17 protein-coding genes are annotated in these 19831 nt (G+C 51.9%); 16 read left to right on the forward strand and 1 reads right to left on the reverse strand.

The window, feature by feature from the left end:
* Window positions 1-8 precede the first annotated feature (8 nt).
* Window positions 9-803, reverse strand: coding sequence for a type I methionyl aminopeptidase (map, locus tag OGV77_RS10985; RefSeq protein WP_043018485.1), 795 nt, complete (start codon window positions 801-803; stop codon window positions 9-11).
* A 450-nt stretch (window positions 804-1253) separates the two neighbouring features.
* On the opposite strand from map, the gene rpsB reads away from it, so the two are divergent.
* The 16 genes from rpsB to dnaE all read left to right on the forward strand — a co-directional run bounded on the left by rpsB (window position 1254) and on the right by dnaE (window position 19821).
* Window positions 1254-1979, forward strand: coding sequence for a 30S ribosomal protein S2 (rpsB, locus tag OGV77_RS10990; RefSeq protein WP_016151758.1), 726 nt, complete (start codon window positions 1254-1256; stop codon window positions 1977-1979).
* A gap of 255 nt (window positions 1980-2234) precedes the next feature.
* Entirely contained in the window at window positions 2235-3086 is an 852-nt protein-coding gene (gene tsf, locus OGV77_RS10995) for a translation elongation factor Ts (protein ID WP_016151759.1), read from the forward strand.
* A 145-nt stretch (window positions 3087-3231) separates the two neighbouring features.
* Window positions 3232-3957: a UMP kinase gene (gene pyrH, locus OGV77_RS11000; RefSeq protein ID WP_005132114.1), complete on the forward strand. Its 726-nt coding sequence runs from the start codon at window positions 3232-3234 to the stop codon at window positions 3955-3957.
* 139 nt (window positions 3958-4096) lie between these two features.
* Window positions 4097-4654, forward strand: coding sequence for a ribosome recycling factor (frr, locus tag OGV77_RS11005; protein WP_043018486.1), 558 nt, complete (start codon window positions 4097-4099; stop codon window positions 4652-4654).
* 110 nt (window positions 4655-4764) lie between these two features.
* Window positions 4765-5961 carry a 1-deoxy-D-xylulose-5-phosphate reductoisomerase gene (gene ispC / locus OGV77_RS11010; protein ID WP_087051035.1) on the forward strand — a complete coding sequence of 399 codons (1197 nt, stop codon included), beginning with the start codon at window positions 4765-4767 and terminating at the stop codon, window positions 5959-5961.
* 187 nt (window positions 5962-6148) lie between these two features.
* Window positions 6149-6907 (forward strand): (2E,6E)-farnesyl-diphosphate-specific ditrans,polycis-undecaprenyl-diphosphate synthase, encoded by a 759-nt coding sequence (gene ispU / locus OGV77_RS11015; protein WP_003018543.1) that lies wholly within the window; start codon window positions 6149-6151, stop codon window positions 6905-6907.
* A 12-nt stretch (window positions 6908-6919) separates the two neighbouring features.
* Entirely contained in the window at window positions 6920-7777 is an 858-nt protein-coding gene (gene cdsA / locus OGV77_RS11020) for a phosphatidate cytidylyltransferase (protein WP_087051036.1), read from the forward strand.
* 11 nt (window positions 7778-7788) lie between these two features.
* Entirely contained in the window at window positions 7789-9141 is a 1353-nt protein-coding gene (gene rseP / locus OGV77_RS11025; protein ID WP_043018489.1) for a sigma E protease regulator RseP, read from the forward strand.
* A gap of 29 nt (window positions 9142-9170) precedes the next feature.
* Entirely contained in the window at window positions 9171-11585 is a 2415-nt protein-coding gene (gene bamA / locus OGV77_RS11030; protein ID WP_043018490.1) for an outer membrane protein assembly factor BamA, read from the forward strand.
* 122 nt (window positions 11586-11707) lie between these two features.
* Window positions 11708-12193 carry a molecular chaperone Skp gene (gene skp / locus OGV77_RS11035; protein ID WP_016151765.1) on the forward strand — a complete coding sequence of 162 codons (486 nt, stop codon included), beginning with the start codon at window positions 11708-11710 and terminating at the stop codon, window positions 12191-12193.
* A gap of 3 nt (window positions 12194-12196) precedes the next feature.
* The gene (lpxD, locus tag OGV77_RS11040) at window positions 12197-13222 is read left to right on the forward strand and encodes a UDP-3-O-(3-hydroxymyristoyl)glucosamine N-acyltransferase (protein ID WP_043018491.1); all 1026 of its coding nucleotides are present in this window, start codon (window positions 12197-12199) and stop codon (window positions 13220-13222) included.
* Window positions 13223-13325: 103 nt separating this feature from the next.
* Window positions 13326-13781 (forward strand): 3-hydroxyacyl-ACP dehydratase FabZ, encoded by a 456-nt coding sequence (gene fabZ, locus OGV77_RS11045; protein ID WP_003018528.1) that lies wholly within the window; start codon window positions 13326-13328, stop codon window positions 13779-13781.
* A gap of 3 nt (window positions 13782-13784) precedes the next feature.
* Window positions 13785-14573, forward strand: a complete 789-nt coding sequence (gene lpxA / locus OGV77_RS11050; protein ID WP_047406073.1) for an acyl-ACP--UDP-N-acetylglucosamine O-acyltransferase — start codon at window positions 13785-13787, stop codon at window positions 14571-14573.
* Window positions 14573-15721: a lipid-A-disaccharide synthase gene (gene lpxB / locus OGV77_RS11055; protein ID WP_003829168.1), complete on the forward strand. Its 1149-nt coding sequence runs from the start codon at window positions 14573-14575 to the stop codon at window positions 15719-15721. The genes lpxA and lpxB overlap by 1 nt, the downstream gene beginning before the upstream one ends.
* A complete protein-coding gene (gene rnhB / locus OGV77_RS11060) occupies window positions 15718-16314 on the forward strand; it encodes a ribonuclease HII (RefSeq protein ID WP_047406069.1) in 597 nt (198 codons plus the stop codon). Before lpxB ends, rnhB begins: the two co-directional genes overlap by 4 nt.
* 24 nt (window positions 16315-16338) lie before the next feature.
* Window positions 16339-19821: a DNA polymerase III subunit alpha gene (gene dnaE, locus OGV77_RS11065; RefSeq protein ID WP_043018494.1), complete on the forward strand. Its 3483-nt coding sequence runs from the start codon at window positions 16339-16341 to the stop codon at window positions 19819-19821.
* Window positions 19822-19831 lie beyond the last annotated feature (10 nt).

Here is a 19831-nt window from a genome sequence, read left to right on the forward strand (position 1 = left end):
GCAATAAGTTATTCGTCGTGCGTAATAATCGCCGGGATGGTGTCATCCTTGCGCAGCGTCAGAATTTCACAGCCATTTTCCGTCACCACAATAGTATGCTCGTACTGAGCAGACAAGCTCCGGTCTTTGGTTTTCACCGTCCAGCCGTCTTTCATGGTGCGGATGCGGTAATCACCAGCATTCAGCATGGGTTCTACGGTGAAGGTCATGCCCGGCTGCAGTACCACGCCGCCGTCGTCCGCATCGTAGTGCAGAACCTGAGGCTCCTCGTGGAAGCCGCGACCAATGCCGTGACCGCAGTATTCACGGACCACAGAGAAGCCTTCGCCTTCCGCGTATTTCTGAATCGCAGCGCCCAGCGTACGCAGGCGAATACCCGGTTTTACCATCCGCAGCGCCAGATACAGGCTTTCCTGCGTGACGCGGCACAGACGCTCGCCCAGAATAGTTGGTTTGCCGACGATGAACATTTTCGAGGTGTCACCGTGGTACTCATCTTTAATCACGGTGACGTCGATGTTGACGATATCGCCGTCTTTCAGGAGCTTGGCGTCGTCCGGGATCCCGTGGCACACCACCTCATTAATAGAGATGCACACGGATTTCGGATAACCGTGATAGCCAAGGCAGGCGGAAATGGCCTGTTGCTCGTTCACGATGTAGTCATTACAGATGCGATCCAGTTCGCCGGTGCTGACGCCCGGTTTAACAAACGGTTCGATCATTTCCAGAACATCGGCGGCCAGGCGGCCAGCGACGCGCATTTTTTCGATTTCTTCAGGGGTCTTGATTGAGATAGCCATGAATTCTGTCCATCAGTGTCGATTATTTCGACAATAATTGTGTAAGTGCGGTCAATGGTATCAGTCTGGGGTGTACCCTGCCAAATTGAGAATCATTCTGAACTTCGCCTTTCGTGCCACAGATGCGTTGGCTACATTTTTTCACCCCGGTCACTTACTGGTCGTAAGCTCCCGGGGATTCAAAAATTTGCCGCCTGCCTGTAACACGAAATTCATTGTTCAATCCAGCACGGACCGCCAACAATTATTGGTGTCGGTGGCGTATTTGTGGTATAAAGCGCGCCGGACTTCCGATCCATTCGAAGACTACACACGATGGACGGGAGCGACAAATCTCACTTTGTGTAACAACACACACGTATCGGCACATATTCCGGGGTGCCCTTTGGGGTCGGTAATATGGGATGCGTGGAGGCTTAACCCCAACTTTTATATATAGAGGTTTTAATCATGGCAACTGTTTCCATGCGCGACATGCTCAAGGCTGGTGTTCACTTTGGTCACCAGACCCGTTACTGGAACCCGAAAATGAAGCCGTTCATCTTCGGTGCGCGTAACAAAGTTCACATCATCAACCTTGAGAAAACTGTACCGATGTTCAACGAAGCTCTGGCTGAACTGAACAAGATCTCTGCTCGTAAAGGTAAAATCCTTTTCGTTGGTACTAAACGCGCTGCAAGCGAAGCGGTGAAAGAAGCTGCTAACAACTGCGACCAGTTCTTCGTGAACCATCGCTGGTTGGGCGGCATGCTGACTAACTGGAAAACCGTTCGTCAGTCCATCAAACGTCTGAAAGATCTGGAAACTCAGTCTCAGGACGGTACTTTCGAAAAGCTGACCAAGAAAGAAGCGCTGATGCGTACTCGTGAGCTTGAGAAACTGGAAAACAGCCTGGGCGGTATCAAAGACATGGGCGGTCTGCCGGACGCTCTGTTCGTAATCGATGCTGACCACGAGCACATTGCTATTAAAGAAGCAAACAACCTGGGTATCCCAGTATTTGCTATCGTTGATACCAACTCTGATCCGGACGGTGTTGATTTCGTTATCCCGGGTAACGACGACGCAATCCGTGCTGTGACCCTGTACCTGGGCGCTGTAGCTACTACCGTTCGTGAAGGCCGTTCTCAGGATCTGGCTTCCCAGGCGGAAGAAAGCTTCGTAGAAGCTGAATAATAAGGCTTGATAACTTCCCTGAGATAGTTCGAGTTGCAGGAAGGCGGCAAGCTCGAGAATTCCCGGGAGCTTACATAAGTAAGTGACTGGGATGAGCGAGCGAAGGCAACGCACCTGCGGCTCGGAATATGAAGGGGAAGAGCCCTTATAAACCAGGTAGTATCATGTTTGGTTAGGGGCCCTTTAGGCCCCTTTTTCACTTTTAAATCTGTGCGGTTTCATGCCGGGCAGATCAAATCTTCCGAGGATTTTAGAATGGCTGAAATTACCGCATCCCTGGTAAAAGAGCTGCGTGAGCGTACTGGCGCAGGCATGATGGATTGCAAAAAAGCACTGACTGAAGCTAATGGCGACATCGAGCTGGCAATCGAAAACATGCGTAAGTCTGGCGCAATCAAAGCGGCGAAAAAAGCAGGCAACGTTGCTGCTGACGGCGTAATCAAAACCAAAATCGACGGCAACATCGCTTTCATTCTGGAAGTTAACTGCCAGACTGACTTCGTTGCTAAAGATGCTGGTTTCCAGGCATTTGCTGACAAAGTACTGGACGCTGCCGTTGCTGGCAAAATCACTGACGTTGAAGTTCTGAAAGCACAGTTCGAAGAAGAACGTGTTGCTCTGGTTGCTAAAATCGGTGAGAACATCAACATCCGTCGCGTTGCTTCCCTGGAAGGCGAAGTTCTGGGTAACTACCAGCACGGTGCTCGTATCGGTGTTCTGGTTGCTGCAACTGGCGCTGACGAAGAGCTGGTTAAACAGCTGGCAATGCACGTTGCTGCAAGCAAACCAGAATTCGTTAAGCCGGAAGACGTTTCTGCTGAAGTAGTAGAGAAAGAATACCAGGTTCAGCTGGACATCGCGATGCAGTCTGGTAAGCCGAAAGAAATCGCAGAGAAAATGGTTGAAGGCCGCATGAAGAAATTCACCGGCGAAGTTTCTCTGACTGGCCAGCCTTTCGTTATGGATCCGAGCAAATCTGTTGGTCAGCTGCTGAAAGAGCACAACGCTGACGTAACAGGCTTCATCCGCTTTGAAGTGGGTGAAGGTATCGAGAAAGTTGAGACTGACTTTGCAGCAGAAGTTGCTGCGATGTCCAAGCAGTCTTAATTTTTAAAGGAGCCGCCTGAGGGCGGCTTCTTTTTGTGTCTGGCTTGTAAATTCAGCGAACCGCTATAGTGGTCATGCTGAAAAGCGACATACAATGTCGCCGGAATTAACTCATCTCATTCGTTGACAGTCTCAGGAAAGAAACATGGCTACCAATGCAAAACCCGTCTACAAACGTATTCTGCTTAAGTTAAGTGGCGAAGCCCTGCAAGGTTCAGAAGGCTTCGGTATTGATGCAAGCATCCTTGACCGTATGGCTCAGGAAATCAAAGAGCTGGTTGAGCTGGGTATCCAGGTTGGCGTAGTGATTGGTGGTGGTAACTTGTTCCGTGGCGCTGGTCTGGCGAAAGCAGGGATGAACCGTGTTGTGGGCGACCACATGGGCATGTTAGCCACCGTCATGAACGGTCTGGCGATGCGCGATGCGCTTCACCGCGCCTATGTGAACGCTCGCTTGATGTCCGCAATTCCTCTGAACGGCGTGTGTGATAACTACAGCTGGGCGGAAGCGATCAGCCTGCTGCGTAACAACCGCGTTGTTATTTTGTCTGCGGGTACTGGCAATCCGTTCTTTACTACCGACTCTGCGGCCTGCCTGCGCGGTATTGAAATTGAAGCGGATGTGGTACTGAAAGCCACCAAAGTCGATGGCGTATTTACTGCTGACCCGGCTAAAGATCCAACCGCGACCATGTACGAACAGTTGACCTATGCTGAAGTACTGGATAAAGAGCTGAAAGTGATGGATCTGGCGGCGTTCACGCTGGCTCGTGACCACAAATTACCGATTCGTGTCTTTAACATGAACAAACCGGGTGCACTGCGCCGCGTTGTTATGGGTGAAAAAGAAGGCACGTTAATCACGGAATAATTCCCGTTGCGGCTAAATGCAGGTAATATTCCGCTTTAATGTCGCGGGATACGTCCCTCAAAATTAATCAAGACTATACTTGTCACATCTTTCGTGGTGGGTATGGTCTGACTGAAACAAGCTTTCAAGGATTCGTAACGTGATCAACGATATCAGAAAAGATGCTGAAGTACGCATGGAAAAATGCGTCGAAGCGTTCAAAAACCAAATCAGCAAAATTCGCACGGGCCGTGCTTCTCCTAGCCTGCTGGATGGTATTGTCGTGGAATATTACGGCACGCCGACCCCGCTGCGCCAGCTGGCAAGCGTAACGGTTGAAGATTCCCGTACCCTGAAAATCAACGTGTTCGACCGTTCTATGGGTCCAGCCGTTGAGAAAGCAATTATGGCTTCCGACCTCGGTCTGAATCCAAGCTCTGCCGGTTCCGACATCCGCGTTCCGCTGCCGCCGCTGACTGAAGAACGTCGTAAAGATCTGACCAAGATCGTGCGTGGCGAAGCAGAAGGCGCGCGCGTTGCCGTACGTAACGTTCGTCGCGATGCCAACGACAAAGTGAAAGCGCTGTTGAAAGAAAAAGAGATCAGCGAAGATGACGATCGCCGTTCTCAGGACGACGTGCAGAAACTGACTGACGCAGCTATCAAGAAAGTTGATGCGGCGCTGGCAGAGAAAGAAACGGAACTGATGCAGTTCTGATTCGCCTGTACGCTAAAAACGCCGCTTAGAAGGCCTGAGAAGGCTGGATGGCGGCGTTTTGCTTTTTTCTGTCTATATACCTTAAAGGGTAAAATTCTTCTGGATGTCTCATGAAGCAATTAACCATCCTGGGATCAACCGGTTCCATTGGTTGCAGTACGCTGGATGTAGTACGCCATAACCCGGAAAAATTTCGTGTTGCTGCGTTGGTGGCGGGTAAAAATGTCGCCCGCATGGTAGAGCAGTGCCTGGAGTTTTCTCCTCGCTATGCGGTAATGGACGATGAAAAAAGCGCTGCGTTGGTAAAAGCAGCTCTGCTGGAGCAGGGCAGTCGCACTGAGGTCATGAGCGGTCAGCAGGCTGCCTGTGATATGGCTGCGCTGGATGATGTTGATCAGGTGATGGCGGCGATTGTTGGCGCGGCGGGCCTGCTGCCGACGCTGGCGGCAATTCGTGCGAGTAAAAGCATTTTACTGGCGAATAAAGAGTCTCTGGTGACCTGTGGGCGTTTGTTTATGGACGACGTGAAACGCCACAAAGCGCAGCTTTTGCCGGTAGATAGCGAACATAACGCGATTTTTCAGAGTTTACCGCAACCTATCCAACACAATCTGGGATACGCTGACCTTGAGCAAAACGGCGTTATGTCAGTTCTGCTTACCGGGTCTGGTGGCCCTTTCCGTGAAACGCCATTGTCCGATCTGGTTTCTATGACCCCCGATCAGGCATGTCGTCATCCGAATTGGTCGATGGGACGAAAAATCTCTGTCGATTCCGCCACTATGATGAATAAAGGTCTGGAATACATTGAAGCGCGTTGGCTATTTAATGCCAGCGCAAGCCAGATGGAAGTGCTGATTCACCCGCAGTCGGTTATTCATTCGATGGTTCGTTATCAGGATGGTAGCGTTCTGGCGCAGTTGGGGGAACCTGATATGCGTACACCAATTGCCCATACCATGGCATGGCCAGAACGAGTGACGTCCGGCGTTAAGCCTGTCGACTTTTGCCAACTCAGTGCGTTGACGTTTTCCGCACCTGATTACCAGCGTTATCCGTGCCTGAAACTGGCGATGGACGCGTTTGAGCAAGGGCAGGCGGCGACGACCGCGTTGAATGCTGCGAATGAAATTACCGTTGCCGCGTTCCTGGCGCAGCAGATCCGATTTACCGATATTGCTGACCTGAATTTATCCGTGCTGGATAAGATGGATTTGCAGGAGCCGCAGAGCGTTGATGACGTGCTGAAGGTTGATGCCATCGCACGGGACGTCGCCAGAAAAGAAGTGATGCGACTCTCAAGCTGATGATAATCCCTCTACGGAGAATCGCGCTATTTGTTAGCGTTGGGCTTCAGTGATATAGTCTGCGCCACTCGATCGCGGGTATTTGCTTTTTTCCGGTCGGGTAAGCCGTGGTTTGACACGGCTTTTTTGTGGATGGGCTTCAGTATTCCTGAGTACCGTAAATCCTTTCAGGGACTAAAAACGCGTTATGTTGTCTGCAACTAAACCATTAAGCGAAAATTTGCCAGCACATGGTTGTCGCCATGTAGCAATTATCATGGATGGCAATGGCCGCTGGGCGAAAAAGCAAGGGAAGATTCGCGCCTTTGGGCATAAGGCCGGAGCAAAATCCGTCCGCCGGGCTGTCTCTTTTGCTGCCAATAACGGTATTGATGCGTTAACGCTGTATGCCTTTAGCAGTGAGAACTGGAACCGACCTGCGCAGGAAGTGAGCGCGTTAATGGAACTGTTTGTGTGGGCGCTTGATAGCGAAGTGAAAAACCTGCACCGCCATAACGTACGCCTGCGTATTATCGGGGATATCAGTCGATTTAACTCACGTTTGCAAGAACGGATTCGCAAATCAGAAGCGATTACCGCCCAGAATACCGGGTTGACGCTGAATATTGCAGCGAATTACGGTGGACGGTGGGATATAGTCCAGGGAGTCAGGCAACTGGCACAACAGGTGCAGGATGGTCTGCTGCGTCCAGAGCAAATCGATGAAGAGATGCTTGGGCAGCAAATTTGTATGCATGAACTGGCTCCTGTGGATTTAGTGATAAGGACTGGGGGGGAGCATCGAATTAGTAATTTTCTGTTGTGGCAAATCGCCTATGCCGAACTTTACTTTACGGATGTTCTCTGGCCCGATTTCGATGAACAAGACTTTGAAGGTGCGCTGCATGCCTTTGCTAATCGTGAGCGTCGTTTCGGCGGCACCGAGCCCGGTGATGAAAAAGCCTGATGGGGGTCGCTTTTGCTGAAGTATCGCCTGATTTCTGCTTTTGTTTTAATACCCGTTGTCATCGCGGCGCTGTTTTTGCTGCCGCCGGTGGGGTTCGCCATTGTTACGTTGGTCGTCTGTATGTTGGCCGCCTGGGAATGGGGACAGTTAAGCGGTTTTACCACGCGTACGCAGCGAGTCTGGCTGGCGGTTTTGTGCGGGCTATTGCTGGCACTGATGCTATTTTTGCTGCCAGAATATCATCGCAATATTCATCAACCGCTGGTTGAAATATCGCTGTGGGCATCGCTGGGCTGGTGGATTGTGGCGCTGTTACTGGTGCTGTTTTATCCCGGCTCTGCGTCGGTCTGGCGTAATTCCAAAACATTACGCATAATTTTCGGCGTGTTAACCATTGTCCCATTCTTTTGGGGAATGCTGGCGCTACGCGCATGGCACTATGATGAGAATCATTATAGTGGCGCGCTATGGCTTCTGTATGTCATGATCCTCGTTTGGGGAGCGGACTCTGGTGCCTATATGTTTGGTAAGCTGTTTGGCAAACATAAGCTGGCGCCGAAGGTTTCTCCCGGTAAAACCTGGCAGGGTTTTATTGGCGGACTCGCCACTGCGGCCGTGATCTCATGGGGTTATGGCATGTGGGCGAATCTTGAGGTTGCGCCTGTCACCTTGCTCATTTGCTCCATCGTTGCAGCCCTGGCCTCCGTGCTGGGTGACCTGACAGAGAGTATGTTTAAGCGTGAAGCAGGTATTAAGGACAGTGGTCACTTAATTCCAGGACACGGCGGTATTCTGGATCGTATTGATAGCCTGACGGCTGCGGTACCGGTCTTTGCCTGCCTGTTGTTACTGGTATTCAGGACGCTCTAACGGATGGTCTTATGCTGAGTATTCTCTGGAATCTGGCTGCATTCATTGTCGCACTTGGTGTGCTTATCACCGTGCATGAATTTGGTCATTTCTGGGTTGCACGGCGCTGCGGAGTCCGCGTCGAACGCTTTTCCATTGGCTTTGGAAAAGCGCTTTGGCGGCGTACCGATAAATCAGGTACGGAATACGTCATCGCTCTGATTCCCCTCGGCGGTTACGTCAAGATGCTGGATGAGCGCGCTGAACCGGTCGCACCGGAGCTGCGCCATTACGCTTTCAACAATAAAACGGTTGGACAACGCGCAGCCATCATCGCCGCAGGTCCGATTGCAAACTTCCTTTTTGCTATTTTCGCTTACTGGCTGGTGTTTATCATCGGTGTCCCTGGCGTTCGTCCGGTTGTTGGTGAAATAACGCCCAACTCGATTGCCGCACAGGCGCAAATTCAGCCGGGTACGGAACTAAAAGCGGTTGATGGTATCGAAACCCCTGATTGGGATGCTGTGCGATTGCAACTGGTATCCAAAATCGGCGATGAGCGTACGACTCTCAGCGTGGCGCAGTTTGGCAGCGACCAGCGGCAGAACAAAACGCTGGATTTACGCCATTGGGCATTTGAGCCAGACAAAGAGGATCCCGTCTCCAGTTTAGGGATTCGTCCGCGCGGTCCGCAGATCGAATCGGTGCTGTCAGAAGTGCAGGTTAACTCCGCTGCAAGTAAGGCGGGTTTGCAAGCTGGCGACAGGATCGTTAAAGTCAATGGTCAGCCGCTTACGCAATGGATGACGTTCGTGACGCTGGTGCGCGATAATCCGGATAAGCCGTTAGCGCTAGATATTGAAAGACAAGGAAGTTCCTTGTCTTTAACGTTAACCCCAGATTCAAAACAGGTTAACGGAAAGGCAGAAGGTTTTGCGGGCGTGGTGCCTAAAGTTATTCCTCTGCCTGATGAGTATAAGACTGTACGCCAGTATGGGCCATTCAGCGCCATCCTCGAAGCCTCGGATAAAACGTGGCAGTTGATGAAGCTGACGGTCAGTATGCTGGGAAAATTGATTACCGGTGATGTAAAACTGAACAACCTCAGTGGGCCGATTTCTATCGCCCAGGGGGCTGGGATGTCAGCGGAGTTCGGGGTTATTTATTACCTGATGTTCCTTGCGCTTATCAGCGTGAACTTAGGGATAATCAACCTGTTTCCGTTGCCCGTTCTTGACGGGGGGCATCTGCTGTTCCTGGCGATTGAAAAGCTGAAGGGCGGTCCGGTATCCGAGCGGGTTCAAGACTTTAGTTATCGCATTGGCTCTATCTTGCTGGTGTTGTTAATGGGGCTTGCACTTTTCAATGATTTCTCTCGGTTGTAAGAGAGTGTTAGGAAGAACGCATAATAACGATGGCGATGAAAAAGTTGCTCATAGCGTCGCTGCTGTTTAGCAGCGCCACCGTATACGGTGCTGAAGGGTTCGTAGTGAAGGACATTCATTTCGAAGGCCTACAGCGAGTCGCCGTTGGTGCGGCTCTCCTCAGTATGCCGGTGCGCACAGGCGACACGGTTAATGATGAAGACATCAGTAATACCATTCGTGCTCTGTTCGCCACCGGTAACTTTGAGGATGTCCGCGTCCTGCGCGATGGTGATACCCTTCTGGTTCAGGTAAAAGAACGTCCGACGATTGCCAGCATCACTTTCTCCGGTAACAAATCGGTGAAAGATGACATGCTCAAGCAAAACCTCGAGGCGTCTGGCGTACGTGTTGGCGAGTCTCTGGATCGCACCACGCTTGCCGATATCGAAAAAGGGCTGGAAGATTTCTACTACAGCGTCGGTAAGTACAGCGCCAGTGTGAAAGCGGTGGTAACGCCGTTGCCGCGTAACCGCGTTGACCTCAAGCTGGTCTTCCAGGAAGGCGTTTCGGCGAAGATCCAACAGATCAACATCGTCGGCAACCATGCCTTCTCGACCGACGAACTGATCTCTCATTTCCAACTGCGTGATGAAGTGCCGTGGTGGAACGTAGTGGGCGATCGTAAATACCAGAAACAGAAACTGGCGGGCGACCTCGAAACCCTGCGCAGTTACTATCTGGATCGCGGTTATGCTCGCTTCAATATCGATTCTACCCAGGTCAGCCTGACGCCGGATAAAAAAGGTATCTATATCACCGTTAACATCACTGAAGGCGAGCAGTACAAGCTTTCTGGGGTACAGGTGAGCGGTAACCTGGCCGGGCATTCCGCCGAAATTGAGACCCTGACTAAAATCGAGCCAGGCGAACTCTATAACGGCACCAAAGTGACCAAAATGGAAGATGATATCAAGAAGCTTCTGGGTCGCTATGGTTATGCCTATCCGCGCGTACAATCGCAGCCTGAAATCAACGATGCCGATAAAACCGTTAAATTACGTGTAAACGTAGATGCGGGTAACCGTTTCTATGTGCGTAAGATTCGTTTTGAAGGTAACGACACCTCTAAAGATTCCGTTCTGCGTCGCGAAATGCGCCAGATGGAAGGTGCCTGGTTGGGTAGCGATCTGGTCGATCAGGGTAAAGAGCGTCTGAACCGTCTGGGTTACTTTGAAACCGTTGATACCGATACTCAGCGTATACCGGGCAGCCCGGATCAGGTTGATGTGGTCTACAAGGTCAAAGAGCGTAACACCGGTAGCTTTAACTTCGGCGTCGGTTACGGTACTGAGAGCGGTGTGAGCTTCCAGGCCGGTGTCCAGCAAGATAACTGGTTAGGTACCGGTTATTCTGTCGGAATTAACGGCACCAAAAACGACTACCAGACCTATACTGAGTTGTCTGTAACTAACCCGTACTTCACCGTTGATGGTGTGAGTCTCGGTGGCCGCGTCTTTTATAACGATTTTGAAGCGGATGACGCAGACCTGTCTGACTATACCAACAAAAGTTATGGTACTGACGTAACGCTTGGCTTCCCGATTAACGAATACAACACGTTGCGTGCGGGTGTCGGTTATGTACATAACTCCTTGTCTAACATGGATCCACAGGTTGCGATGCAACGTTATCTGGAATCCATGGGTGAAAATCCTGACGCTGATAGCTTCAAATCAGACGACTTCACCTTCAACTATGGTTGGACATATAACAAGCTGGACCGTGGCTACTTCCCAACGGAAGGTACGCGTGTCAACCTGAACGGTAAAGTGACCATTCCGGGTTCTGACAACGAATACTACAAAGCGACGCTGGATACCGCGACCTATGTACCGATCGATGACGATCACAAGTGGGTTGTTCTGGGTCGTACCAAGTGGGGTTACGGTGATGGAATAGGCGGCAAAGAGATGCCGTTCTACGAGAACTTCTATGCCGGTGGTTCCAGCACCGTGCGTGGCTTCCAGTCCAATACCATCGGTCCGAAGGCTGTCTATTTACCGGCTAATCGTTATCACGACGATGACAATTATGATAACGAGTGTGACGCCAGCAATACTTCACCGTGTGAATCGGATGATGCGGTGGGCGGTAACGCCATGGCTGTCGCCAGCCTGGAATTCATCACCCCGACGCCGTTTATCAGCGACAAGTATGCCAACTCGGTCCGTACCTCGTTCTTCTGGGATATGGGTACCGTTTGGGATACGAACTGGGATTCAGCTAAGTACTCTGGTTATCCGGACTACAGCGATCCAAGCAATATCCGTATGTCCGCGGGTATCGCTTTACAATGGATGTCCCCATTGGGGCCGTTGGTTTTCTCCTACGCCCAGCCGTTCAAGAAGTACGATGGAGACAAAGCGGAACAGTTCCAGTTTAACATTGGTAAAACCTGGTAATTGTTCTTCGCAAAGGAATGTAGTGGTAGTGTAGCGCTGACTTTAGGCGATCTTGCATGGGATCGCCTGGCCACGCAAAGAACTGTACCTTCGGGTGCAAATGGGATGGTAAGGAGTTAATTGTGAAAAAGTGGTTATTAGCTGCAGGTCTCGGTTTAGCGATGGCAACGTCCGCACAGGCTGCTGACAAAATTGCAATCGTCAACATGGGTAGCCTGTTCCAACAGGTTGCACAGAAGACGGGCGTTTCTGCTACGCTGGAAAACGAGTTCAAAGGCCGTGCCAGCGAACTGCAGCGTATGGAATCCGATCTGCAATCTAAAATGCAGCGTCTGCAATCCATGAAAGCGGGTAGCGATCGTACCAAGCTGGAAAAAGACGTTATGGCTCAGCGTCAGACTTTCTCTCAGAAAGCTCAGGCTTTTGAGCAGGATCGTGCGCGTCGTTCCAACGAAGAACGTGGCAAACTGGTTACTCGTATCCAGACAGCTGTGAAATCTGTTGCTAACAGCCAGAGCATCGATCTGGTTGTTGACGCTAACACCGTTGCATACAACAGCAGCGATGTAAAAGACATCACCGCTGACGTACTGAAACAGGTTAAATAAGTAATGCCTTCAATTCGACTGGCTGATTTAGCAGAGCAGTTGGATGCAGAATTACACGGTGATGGCGATATCGTCATCACCGGCGTAGCGTCCATGCAATCTGCGCAAACTGGCAATATCACGTTCATGGTGAATCCTAAGTACCGTGAACACTTAGGCGTATGCCAGGCCTCTGCCGTTGTGATGACGCAGGACGATCTTCCTTTTGCTAAGTGTGCAGCGCTGGTAGTGAAGAATCCCTACCTGACCTATGCACGCATGGCGCAAATCTTAGATACCACGCCGCAGCCCGCACAAAACATTGCACCGAGTGCAGCGATCGATGCGACGGCGAAGCTGGGTAATAATGTCTCTGTGGGCGCAAATGCGGTCATTGAGTCTGGCGTAGAACTGGGCGATAACGTCGTTATCGGCGCAGGCTGCTTCGTCGGAAAAAATACAAAAATCGGCGCAGGTTCTCGCTTGTGGGCGAATGTGACGATTTACCACGATATTCAGATCGGTGAGAATTGCCTGATCCAGTCCAGTACTGTCGTCGGATCTGATGGATTCGGTTACGCGAACGATCGCGGTAACTGGGTGAAGATCCCACAGCTTGGTCGGGTGATTATCGGCGATCGCGTCGAGATCGGCGCTTGTACCACTATTGACCGTGGTGCTCTGGACGATACTGTGATCGGCAATGGTGTTATCATTGATAACCAGTGCCAGATTGCGCATAACGTTGTGATTGGCGACAATACGGCGGTAGCCGGTGGCGTCATTATGGCGGGTAGCCTGAAGATTGGCCGTTACTGCATGATTGGTGGCGCCAGCGTGATCAATGGGCATATGGAAATATGCGATAAAGTCACGGTTACTGGCATGGGTATGGTGATGCGTCCTATCACTGAACCTGGCGTCTATTCCTCAGGCATTCCGCTACAGCCCAACAAGGTATGGCGTAAAACAGCTGCACTGGTGATGAATATTGATGATATGAGCAAGCGTCTCAAAGCGATTGAGCGCAAGGTTAATCAACAAGACTAAAACACCTTTTTTGCATGTCTGACTTTTCGGCCTGTCCCATTCATACGATTGCGACAGGCCGTGTTATTATTGCCTTTTAGTATATTTTGACAGGAAGAGTATTTTGACTACTAACACTCATACTCTGCATATTGAAGAGATTTTAGAACTTCTGCCGCACCGTTTTCCGTTTCTGCTGGTTGACCGCGTGCTGGATTTTGAAGAAGGTCGTTTTCTGCGCGCAGTGAAAAATGTATCCGTTAACGAGCCTTTCTTCCAGGGCCACTTTCCGGGTAAACCTATTTTCCCAGGCGTACTGATTCTGGAAGCGATGGCGCAGGCCACCGGTATCCTCGCGTTTAAAAGCGTAGGAAAGCTGGAACCAGGCGAACTGTACTATTTCGCGGGTATTGACGAAGCGCGCTTTAAGCGTCCTGTCGTGCCAGGCGATCAGATGATCATGGAAGTGACTTTCGAGAAAACGCGCCGCGGCCTGACCCGTTTTAAAGGGGTTGCGCTGGTCGACGGTAAAGTTGTGTGCGAAGCAACGATGATGTGTGCCCGTAGCCGGGAGGCCTGATACGTGATTGATAAATCCGCCTTTATTCACCCAACCGCCATTGTGGAAGACGGCGCCAGCATTGGCGCTAACGCTCACATTGGCCCATTTTGTATTGTTGGACCCCATGTTGAAATTGGTGAGGGTACCGTACTGAAGTCTCACGTTGTCGTGAATGGCCATACAAAAATTGGTCGCGATAACGAGATCTATCAGTTTGCCTCCATCGGCGAAGTTAACCAGGATCTGAAATATGCTGGCGAACCGACCCGCGTGGAAATTGGCGATCGCAACCGCATCCGCGAAAGCGTCACCATTCATCGTGGCACAGTGCAGGGCGGTGGAGTGACGAAGGTGGGCAGCGATAACTTACTGATGATTAATGCGCACGTCGCGCATGATTGTACGGTAGGCAACCGCTGTATTCTGGCGAATAACGCCACGCTTGCCGGACATGTTTCGCTTGATGATTTTGTTATCATCGGCGGCATGACTGCGGTGCATCAGTTCTGCATCATTGGCGCGCATGTGATGGTTGGCGGCTGTTCTGGCGTAGCCCAGGACGTGCCTCCATACGTTATCGCCCAGGGCAACCACGCGACGCCGTTTGGCGTCAATATCGAAGGTCTGAAGCGTCGTGGATTCACCCGCGAAGCGATTACCGCGATTCGTAACGCCTACAAAGCGTTGTACCGTAGTGGTAAAACGCTGGAAGAAGTGAAACCAGAAATCGCGGAACTGGCGAAACAGTATCCCGAAGTTCAGGCTTTCAGCGACTTCTTTGAGCGCTCAACGCGTGGCCTGATTCGTTAATGACTGAGCAGCGTCCTTTAACGATTGCCCTCGTCGCCGGAGAAACCTCCGGCGATATTCTTGGTGCAGGGTTAATCCGTGCGCTCAAGGCTCGCGTTCCGAATGCGCGTTTTGTTGGCGTGGCGGGTCCGCTGATGCAGGCCGAAGGCTGTGAAGCCTGGTACGAAATGGAAGAGCTGGCGGTAATGGGCATTGTTGAAGTGCTCGGACGCCTGCGCCGTTTACTGCATATTCGCGCCGATCTTACTCGCCGGTTCACCGACTTAAAGCCGGATGTTTTTGTTGGTATTGATGCGCCTGACTTCAACATTACCCTTGAAGGGAACCTGAAAAAGCAGGGCATTAAAACCATTCATTACGTCAGCCCTTCTGTTTGGGCCTGGCGACAGAAACGCGTTTTCAAAATAGGCAGATCCACCAATATGGTGCTGGCCTTTCTGCCTTTCGAAAAAGCGTTTTATGACAAATTTAACGTCCCGTGTCGCTTTATCGGCCATACCATGGCGGATGCCATGCCGTTGGATCCGGATAAAAACGCGGCACGCGATGTTCTGGGCATTCCCCATGACGCTCACTGCCTGGCGCTATTGCCTGGAAGCCGTGGCGCAGAAGTGGAGATGCTCAGTGCCGATTTTCTGAAAACGGCGCAGCTGTTACGTCAGCATTATCCGGATCTCGAAGTGGTGGTGCCGTTGGTGAATGCCAAACGTCGCGAGCAGTTTGAGCGAATTAAAGCTGAAGTAGCACCGGAGCTTTCTGTTCATCTGCTCAACGGGATGGGACGTGAAGCAATGGTGGCCAGCGATGCTGCACTGCTGGCTTCAGGTACCGCCGCGCTGGAATGTATGCTGGCAAAATGCCCGATGGTGGTTGGCTACCGAATGAAACCTTTCACCTTCTGGCTGGCGAAGCGTCTGGTGAAGACAGACTACGTTTCGCTACCTAACCTGCTGGCGGGAAGAGAACTGGTTAAAGAGCTGTTGCAGGAAGAGTGTGAACCGCAGGCGCTGTCGCAAGCGCTGTTGCCGTTGCTGGCGAATGGTAAAACCAGCCATGCAATGCACGACACATTCCGTGAACTGCACCAGCAGATCCGTTGTAATGCTGATGAGCAGGCGGCGGATGCGGTCCTGGAGTTAGCGCAATGATTGAGTTTGTGTATCCACATACGCATTTAGTGGCGGGTGTGGATGAAGTTGGACGTGGTCCTTTGGTCGGCGCCGTTGTCACCGCCGCCGTCATTCTGGATCCGGCTCGCCCGATTATCGGTCTTAACGACTCAAAAAAACTGTCAGAAAAACGTCGCCTGGCGCTGTTTGATGAAATTAAAGAAAAAGCGTTAAGCTGGAGTCTGGGGCGTGCAGAACCGCATGAAATCGACGAACTGAATATTTTGCATGCCACCATGCTGGCCATGCAGCGTGCGGTTGCGGGTCTGCATATTGCGCCGGAATACGTATTAATTGACGGCAATCGTTGCCCGGCATTACCGGTGCCATCGATGGCGGTGGTCAAAGGCGACAGCCGCGTGGCGGAGATTAGCGCGGCGTCGATACTGGCAAAAGTCACCCGTGACGCTGAAATGGCGGCCCTGGATACGGTGTTCCCGCAGTATGGCTTTGCACAGCACAAAGGCTATCCAACCGCTTTTCATCTGGAAAAGTTGGCAATGCATGGTGCAACCGAGCACCATCGCCGTAGTTTTGGCCCCGTCAAACGCGCACTGGGACTCACGTCCTGATTCTTGTGTCGAAGGAATCTGAAGATGTCTGAACCTCGTTTCGTCCACCTGCGGGTGCACAGCGACTACTCCATGATCGATGGGCTGGCGAAAACCGGGCCGCTGGTGAAAAAGGCGGCCGCGTTAGGCATGCCTGCGCTGGCGATCACCGATTTTACCAACCTGTGTGGTCTGGTGAAGTTTTACGGAGCGGGTCACGGTGCGGGTATCAAGCCGATAGTTGGCGCAGATTTTCATGTCCGCAGCGAGCTGTTGGGCGATGAACTCACACAGCTCACCGTGCTGGCCGCAAACAATACCGGCTATCAGAACCTGACGTTGTTGATATCGAAAGCCTATCAGCGTGGTTATGGCGCAGAAGGGCCGGTCATCGACAGGGACTGGCTGGTCGAGCTTAAAGAAGGTTTGATTTTGCTTTCCGGCGGTCGCATGGGCGACGTCGGGCGTAGCCTGCTGCGCGGTAATAGCGCACTGGTTGATGAGTGCGTGGGGTTTTACGAAGAACATTTTCCCAATTGCTACTTCCTCGAACTTATCCGCACCGGCAGGCAAGATGAAGAGAATTATCTGCATGCCGCAGTAGAACTGGCTGAAACGCGTGGTCTTCCGGTGGTGGCGACCAACGATGTTCGCTTCCTTGAAACCGGTGATTTTGACGCGCATGAAATCCGCGTGGCAATCCACGACGGGTTCACCCTTGATGACCCGAAACGCCCGCGTAACTATTCACCGCAGCAGTATATGCGCAGTGAAGACGAGATGTGTGAGCTGTTCTCGGATATTCCGGAAGCGCTGCAAAACACCGTCGAGATAGCCAAACGTTGTAATGTGACGGTGCGTCTGGGCGAGTATTTCCTGCCGCAGTTCCCGACTGGTGATATGACCACTGAGGATTTCCTCGTGGCAAAATCACGCGAAGGTCTGGAAGAACGTCTGGAATTTTTGTTCCCTGACCCAGAAGTTCGCGCGCAGAAGCGCCCACCTTATGACGAACGTCTGGAGATTGAACTTAAAGTTATCAACCAGATGGGATTCCCAGGCTACTTCCTGATCGTTATGGAGTTTATCCAGTGGTCGAAAGATAACGGCGTACCGGTAGGCCCGGGACGTGGTTCCGGCGCCGGCTCGCTTGTCGCCTATGCACTGAAAATTACCGACCTGGATCCGCTGGAATTTGACCTGCTGTTCGAACGTTTCCTGAACCCGGAACGTGTCTCAATGCCCGACTTCGACGTTGACTTCTGTATGGAGAAACGCGACCAGGTCATCGAGCACGTGGCAGAAATGTACGGTCGTGATGCGGTTTCGCAGATTATTACCTTCGGTACCATGGCGGCTAAGGCGGTTATCCGTGACGTGGGCCGTGTGCTCGGTCACCCGTACGGCTTCGTTGACCGTATTTCGAAACTGGTGCCGCCCGATCCGGGCATGACGTTGGCCAAAGCCTTTGAAGCCGAGCCCCAACTGCCGGAAATTTATGAGGCAGATGAAGAGGTTAAAGCGCTGATTGATATGGCGCGTAAGCTGGAAGGCGTCACGCGTAACGCCGGTAAGCACGCCGGTGGCGTGGTTATCGCGCCGACCAAAATTACCGATTTTGCGCCGCTGTACTGCGATGAACAGGGGCTGCACCCGGTTACTCAGTTTGATAAGAATGACGTGGAATATGCCGGCCTTGTGAAGTTCGACTTCCTTGGTCTGCGTACGCTCACCATCATCAACTGGGCGTTGGAAATGATCAACGCGCGCCGTGAAAAAAACGGCGAGCCGCCGCTGGATATCGCCGCGATCCCGCTGGATGACAAGAAAAGCTTCGACATGCTGCAACGCTCGGAGACCACGGCGGTCTTCCAGCTTGAATCCCGCGGCATGAAAGATCTTATCAAACGTCTGCAGCCTGACTGCTTCGAAGATATGATCGCACTGGTGGCCCTGTTCCGTCCTGGTCCGCTGCAGTCGGGGATGGTAGATAACTTTATCGACCGTAAGCATGGTCGCGAAGAGATTTCCTACCCGGATGTACAATGGCAGCATGAGTGTCTGAAACCGGTGCTGGAGCCGACCTACGGCATTATCCTGTATCAGGAACAGGTTATGCAGATTGCCCAGGAGCTGTCCGGATATACCCTTGGCGGCGCGGACATGCTGCGTCGTGCGATGGGTAAGAAAAAGCCGGAAGAGATGGCTAAGCAGCGCGGCACCTTTGAGGAAGGGGCGAAAAAGCGCGGCGTCGACGGCGAACTGGCGATGAAAATCTTTGACCTGGTGGAGAAATTCGCCGGTTACGGATTTAACAAATCGCACTCCGCTGCCTATGCGTTGGTCTCTTACCAGACGCTGTGGCTGAAGGCGCATTACCCAGCCGAGTTTATGGCGGCAGTAATGACGGCCGATATGGATAACACCGAGAAAGTGGTCGGGCTGGTGGATGAGTGCTGGCGTATGGGGCTCAAAATCCTGCCGCCGGATATCAACTCCGGGCTTTATCATTTTCACGTGAATGATGATGGTGAGATTGTCTACGGCATCGGCGCGATAAAAGGCGTGGGTGAAGGGCCAATTGAAGCTATTATTGAGGCGCGCAACGAAGGTGGTTATTTCCGCGAGCTGTTTGATCTCTGTGCCCGCACGGATATCAAAAAACTCAACCGTCGGGTGCTGGAAAAGTTAATCATGTCCGGGGCGTTCGACCGCCTTGGACCACATCGCGCGGCGTTGATGAATTCGCTCAACGATGCGCTCAAAGCCGCCGATCAGCATGCGAAAGCCGAGGCTATTGGTCAGGCTGATATGTTTGGCGTGCTGGCGGAAGAGCCGGAACAAATTGAACAGTCTTATGCCAACTGTACTCCATGGCCGGAGCAGGTGGTATTAGAAGGGGAACGTGAAACGTTAGGGCTTTACCTGACGGGACATCCCATCAATCAGTATCTAAAAGAAATTGAGCGCTATGTTGGAGGCCACAGGCTGAAAGACATGCATCCGACAGAACGTGGTAAAGTCACCACGGCTGCGGGGCTCGTCATTGCTGCGCGGGTAATGGTCACCAAGCGCGGCAATCGTATCGGCATCTGTACCCTGGATGACCGTTCCGGGCGTCTGGAAGTTATGTTGTTTACCGATGCCCTGGATAAATACCAGCAATTGCTGGAAAAAGACCGCATACTTATCGTCAGCGGACAGGTCAGCTTTGATGACTTCAGCGGCGGGCTTAAAATGATGGCCCGTGAAGTCATGGATATTGACGAAGCCCGGGAAAAATATGCTCGCGGGCTTGCTATCTCGCTGACGGACAGGCAAATTGATGACCAGCTTTTAAACCGACTCCGTCAGTCTCTGGAACCCCACCGCTCGGGGACAATTCCAGTACATCTCTACTATCAGAGGGCGGATGCACGTGCGCGATTGCGTTTTGGCGCAACGTGGCGTGTCTCTCCGAGCGATCGTTTGCTAAACGATCTCCGTGGCCTTATTGGTTCGGAGCAGGTGGAACTGGAGTTTGACTAATACAGGAATA

This window comes from Citrobacter sp. Ce129, assembly GCF_030334545.1.
Taxonomy (GTDB): Bacteria; Pseudomonadota; Gammaproteobacteria; order Enterobacterales; family Enterobacteriaceae; genus Citrobacter; species Citrobacter europaeus.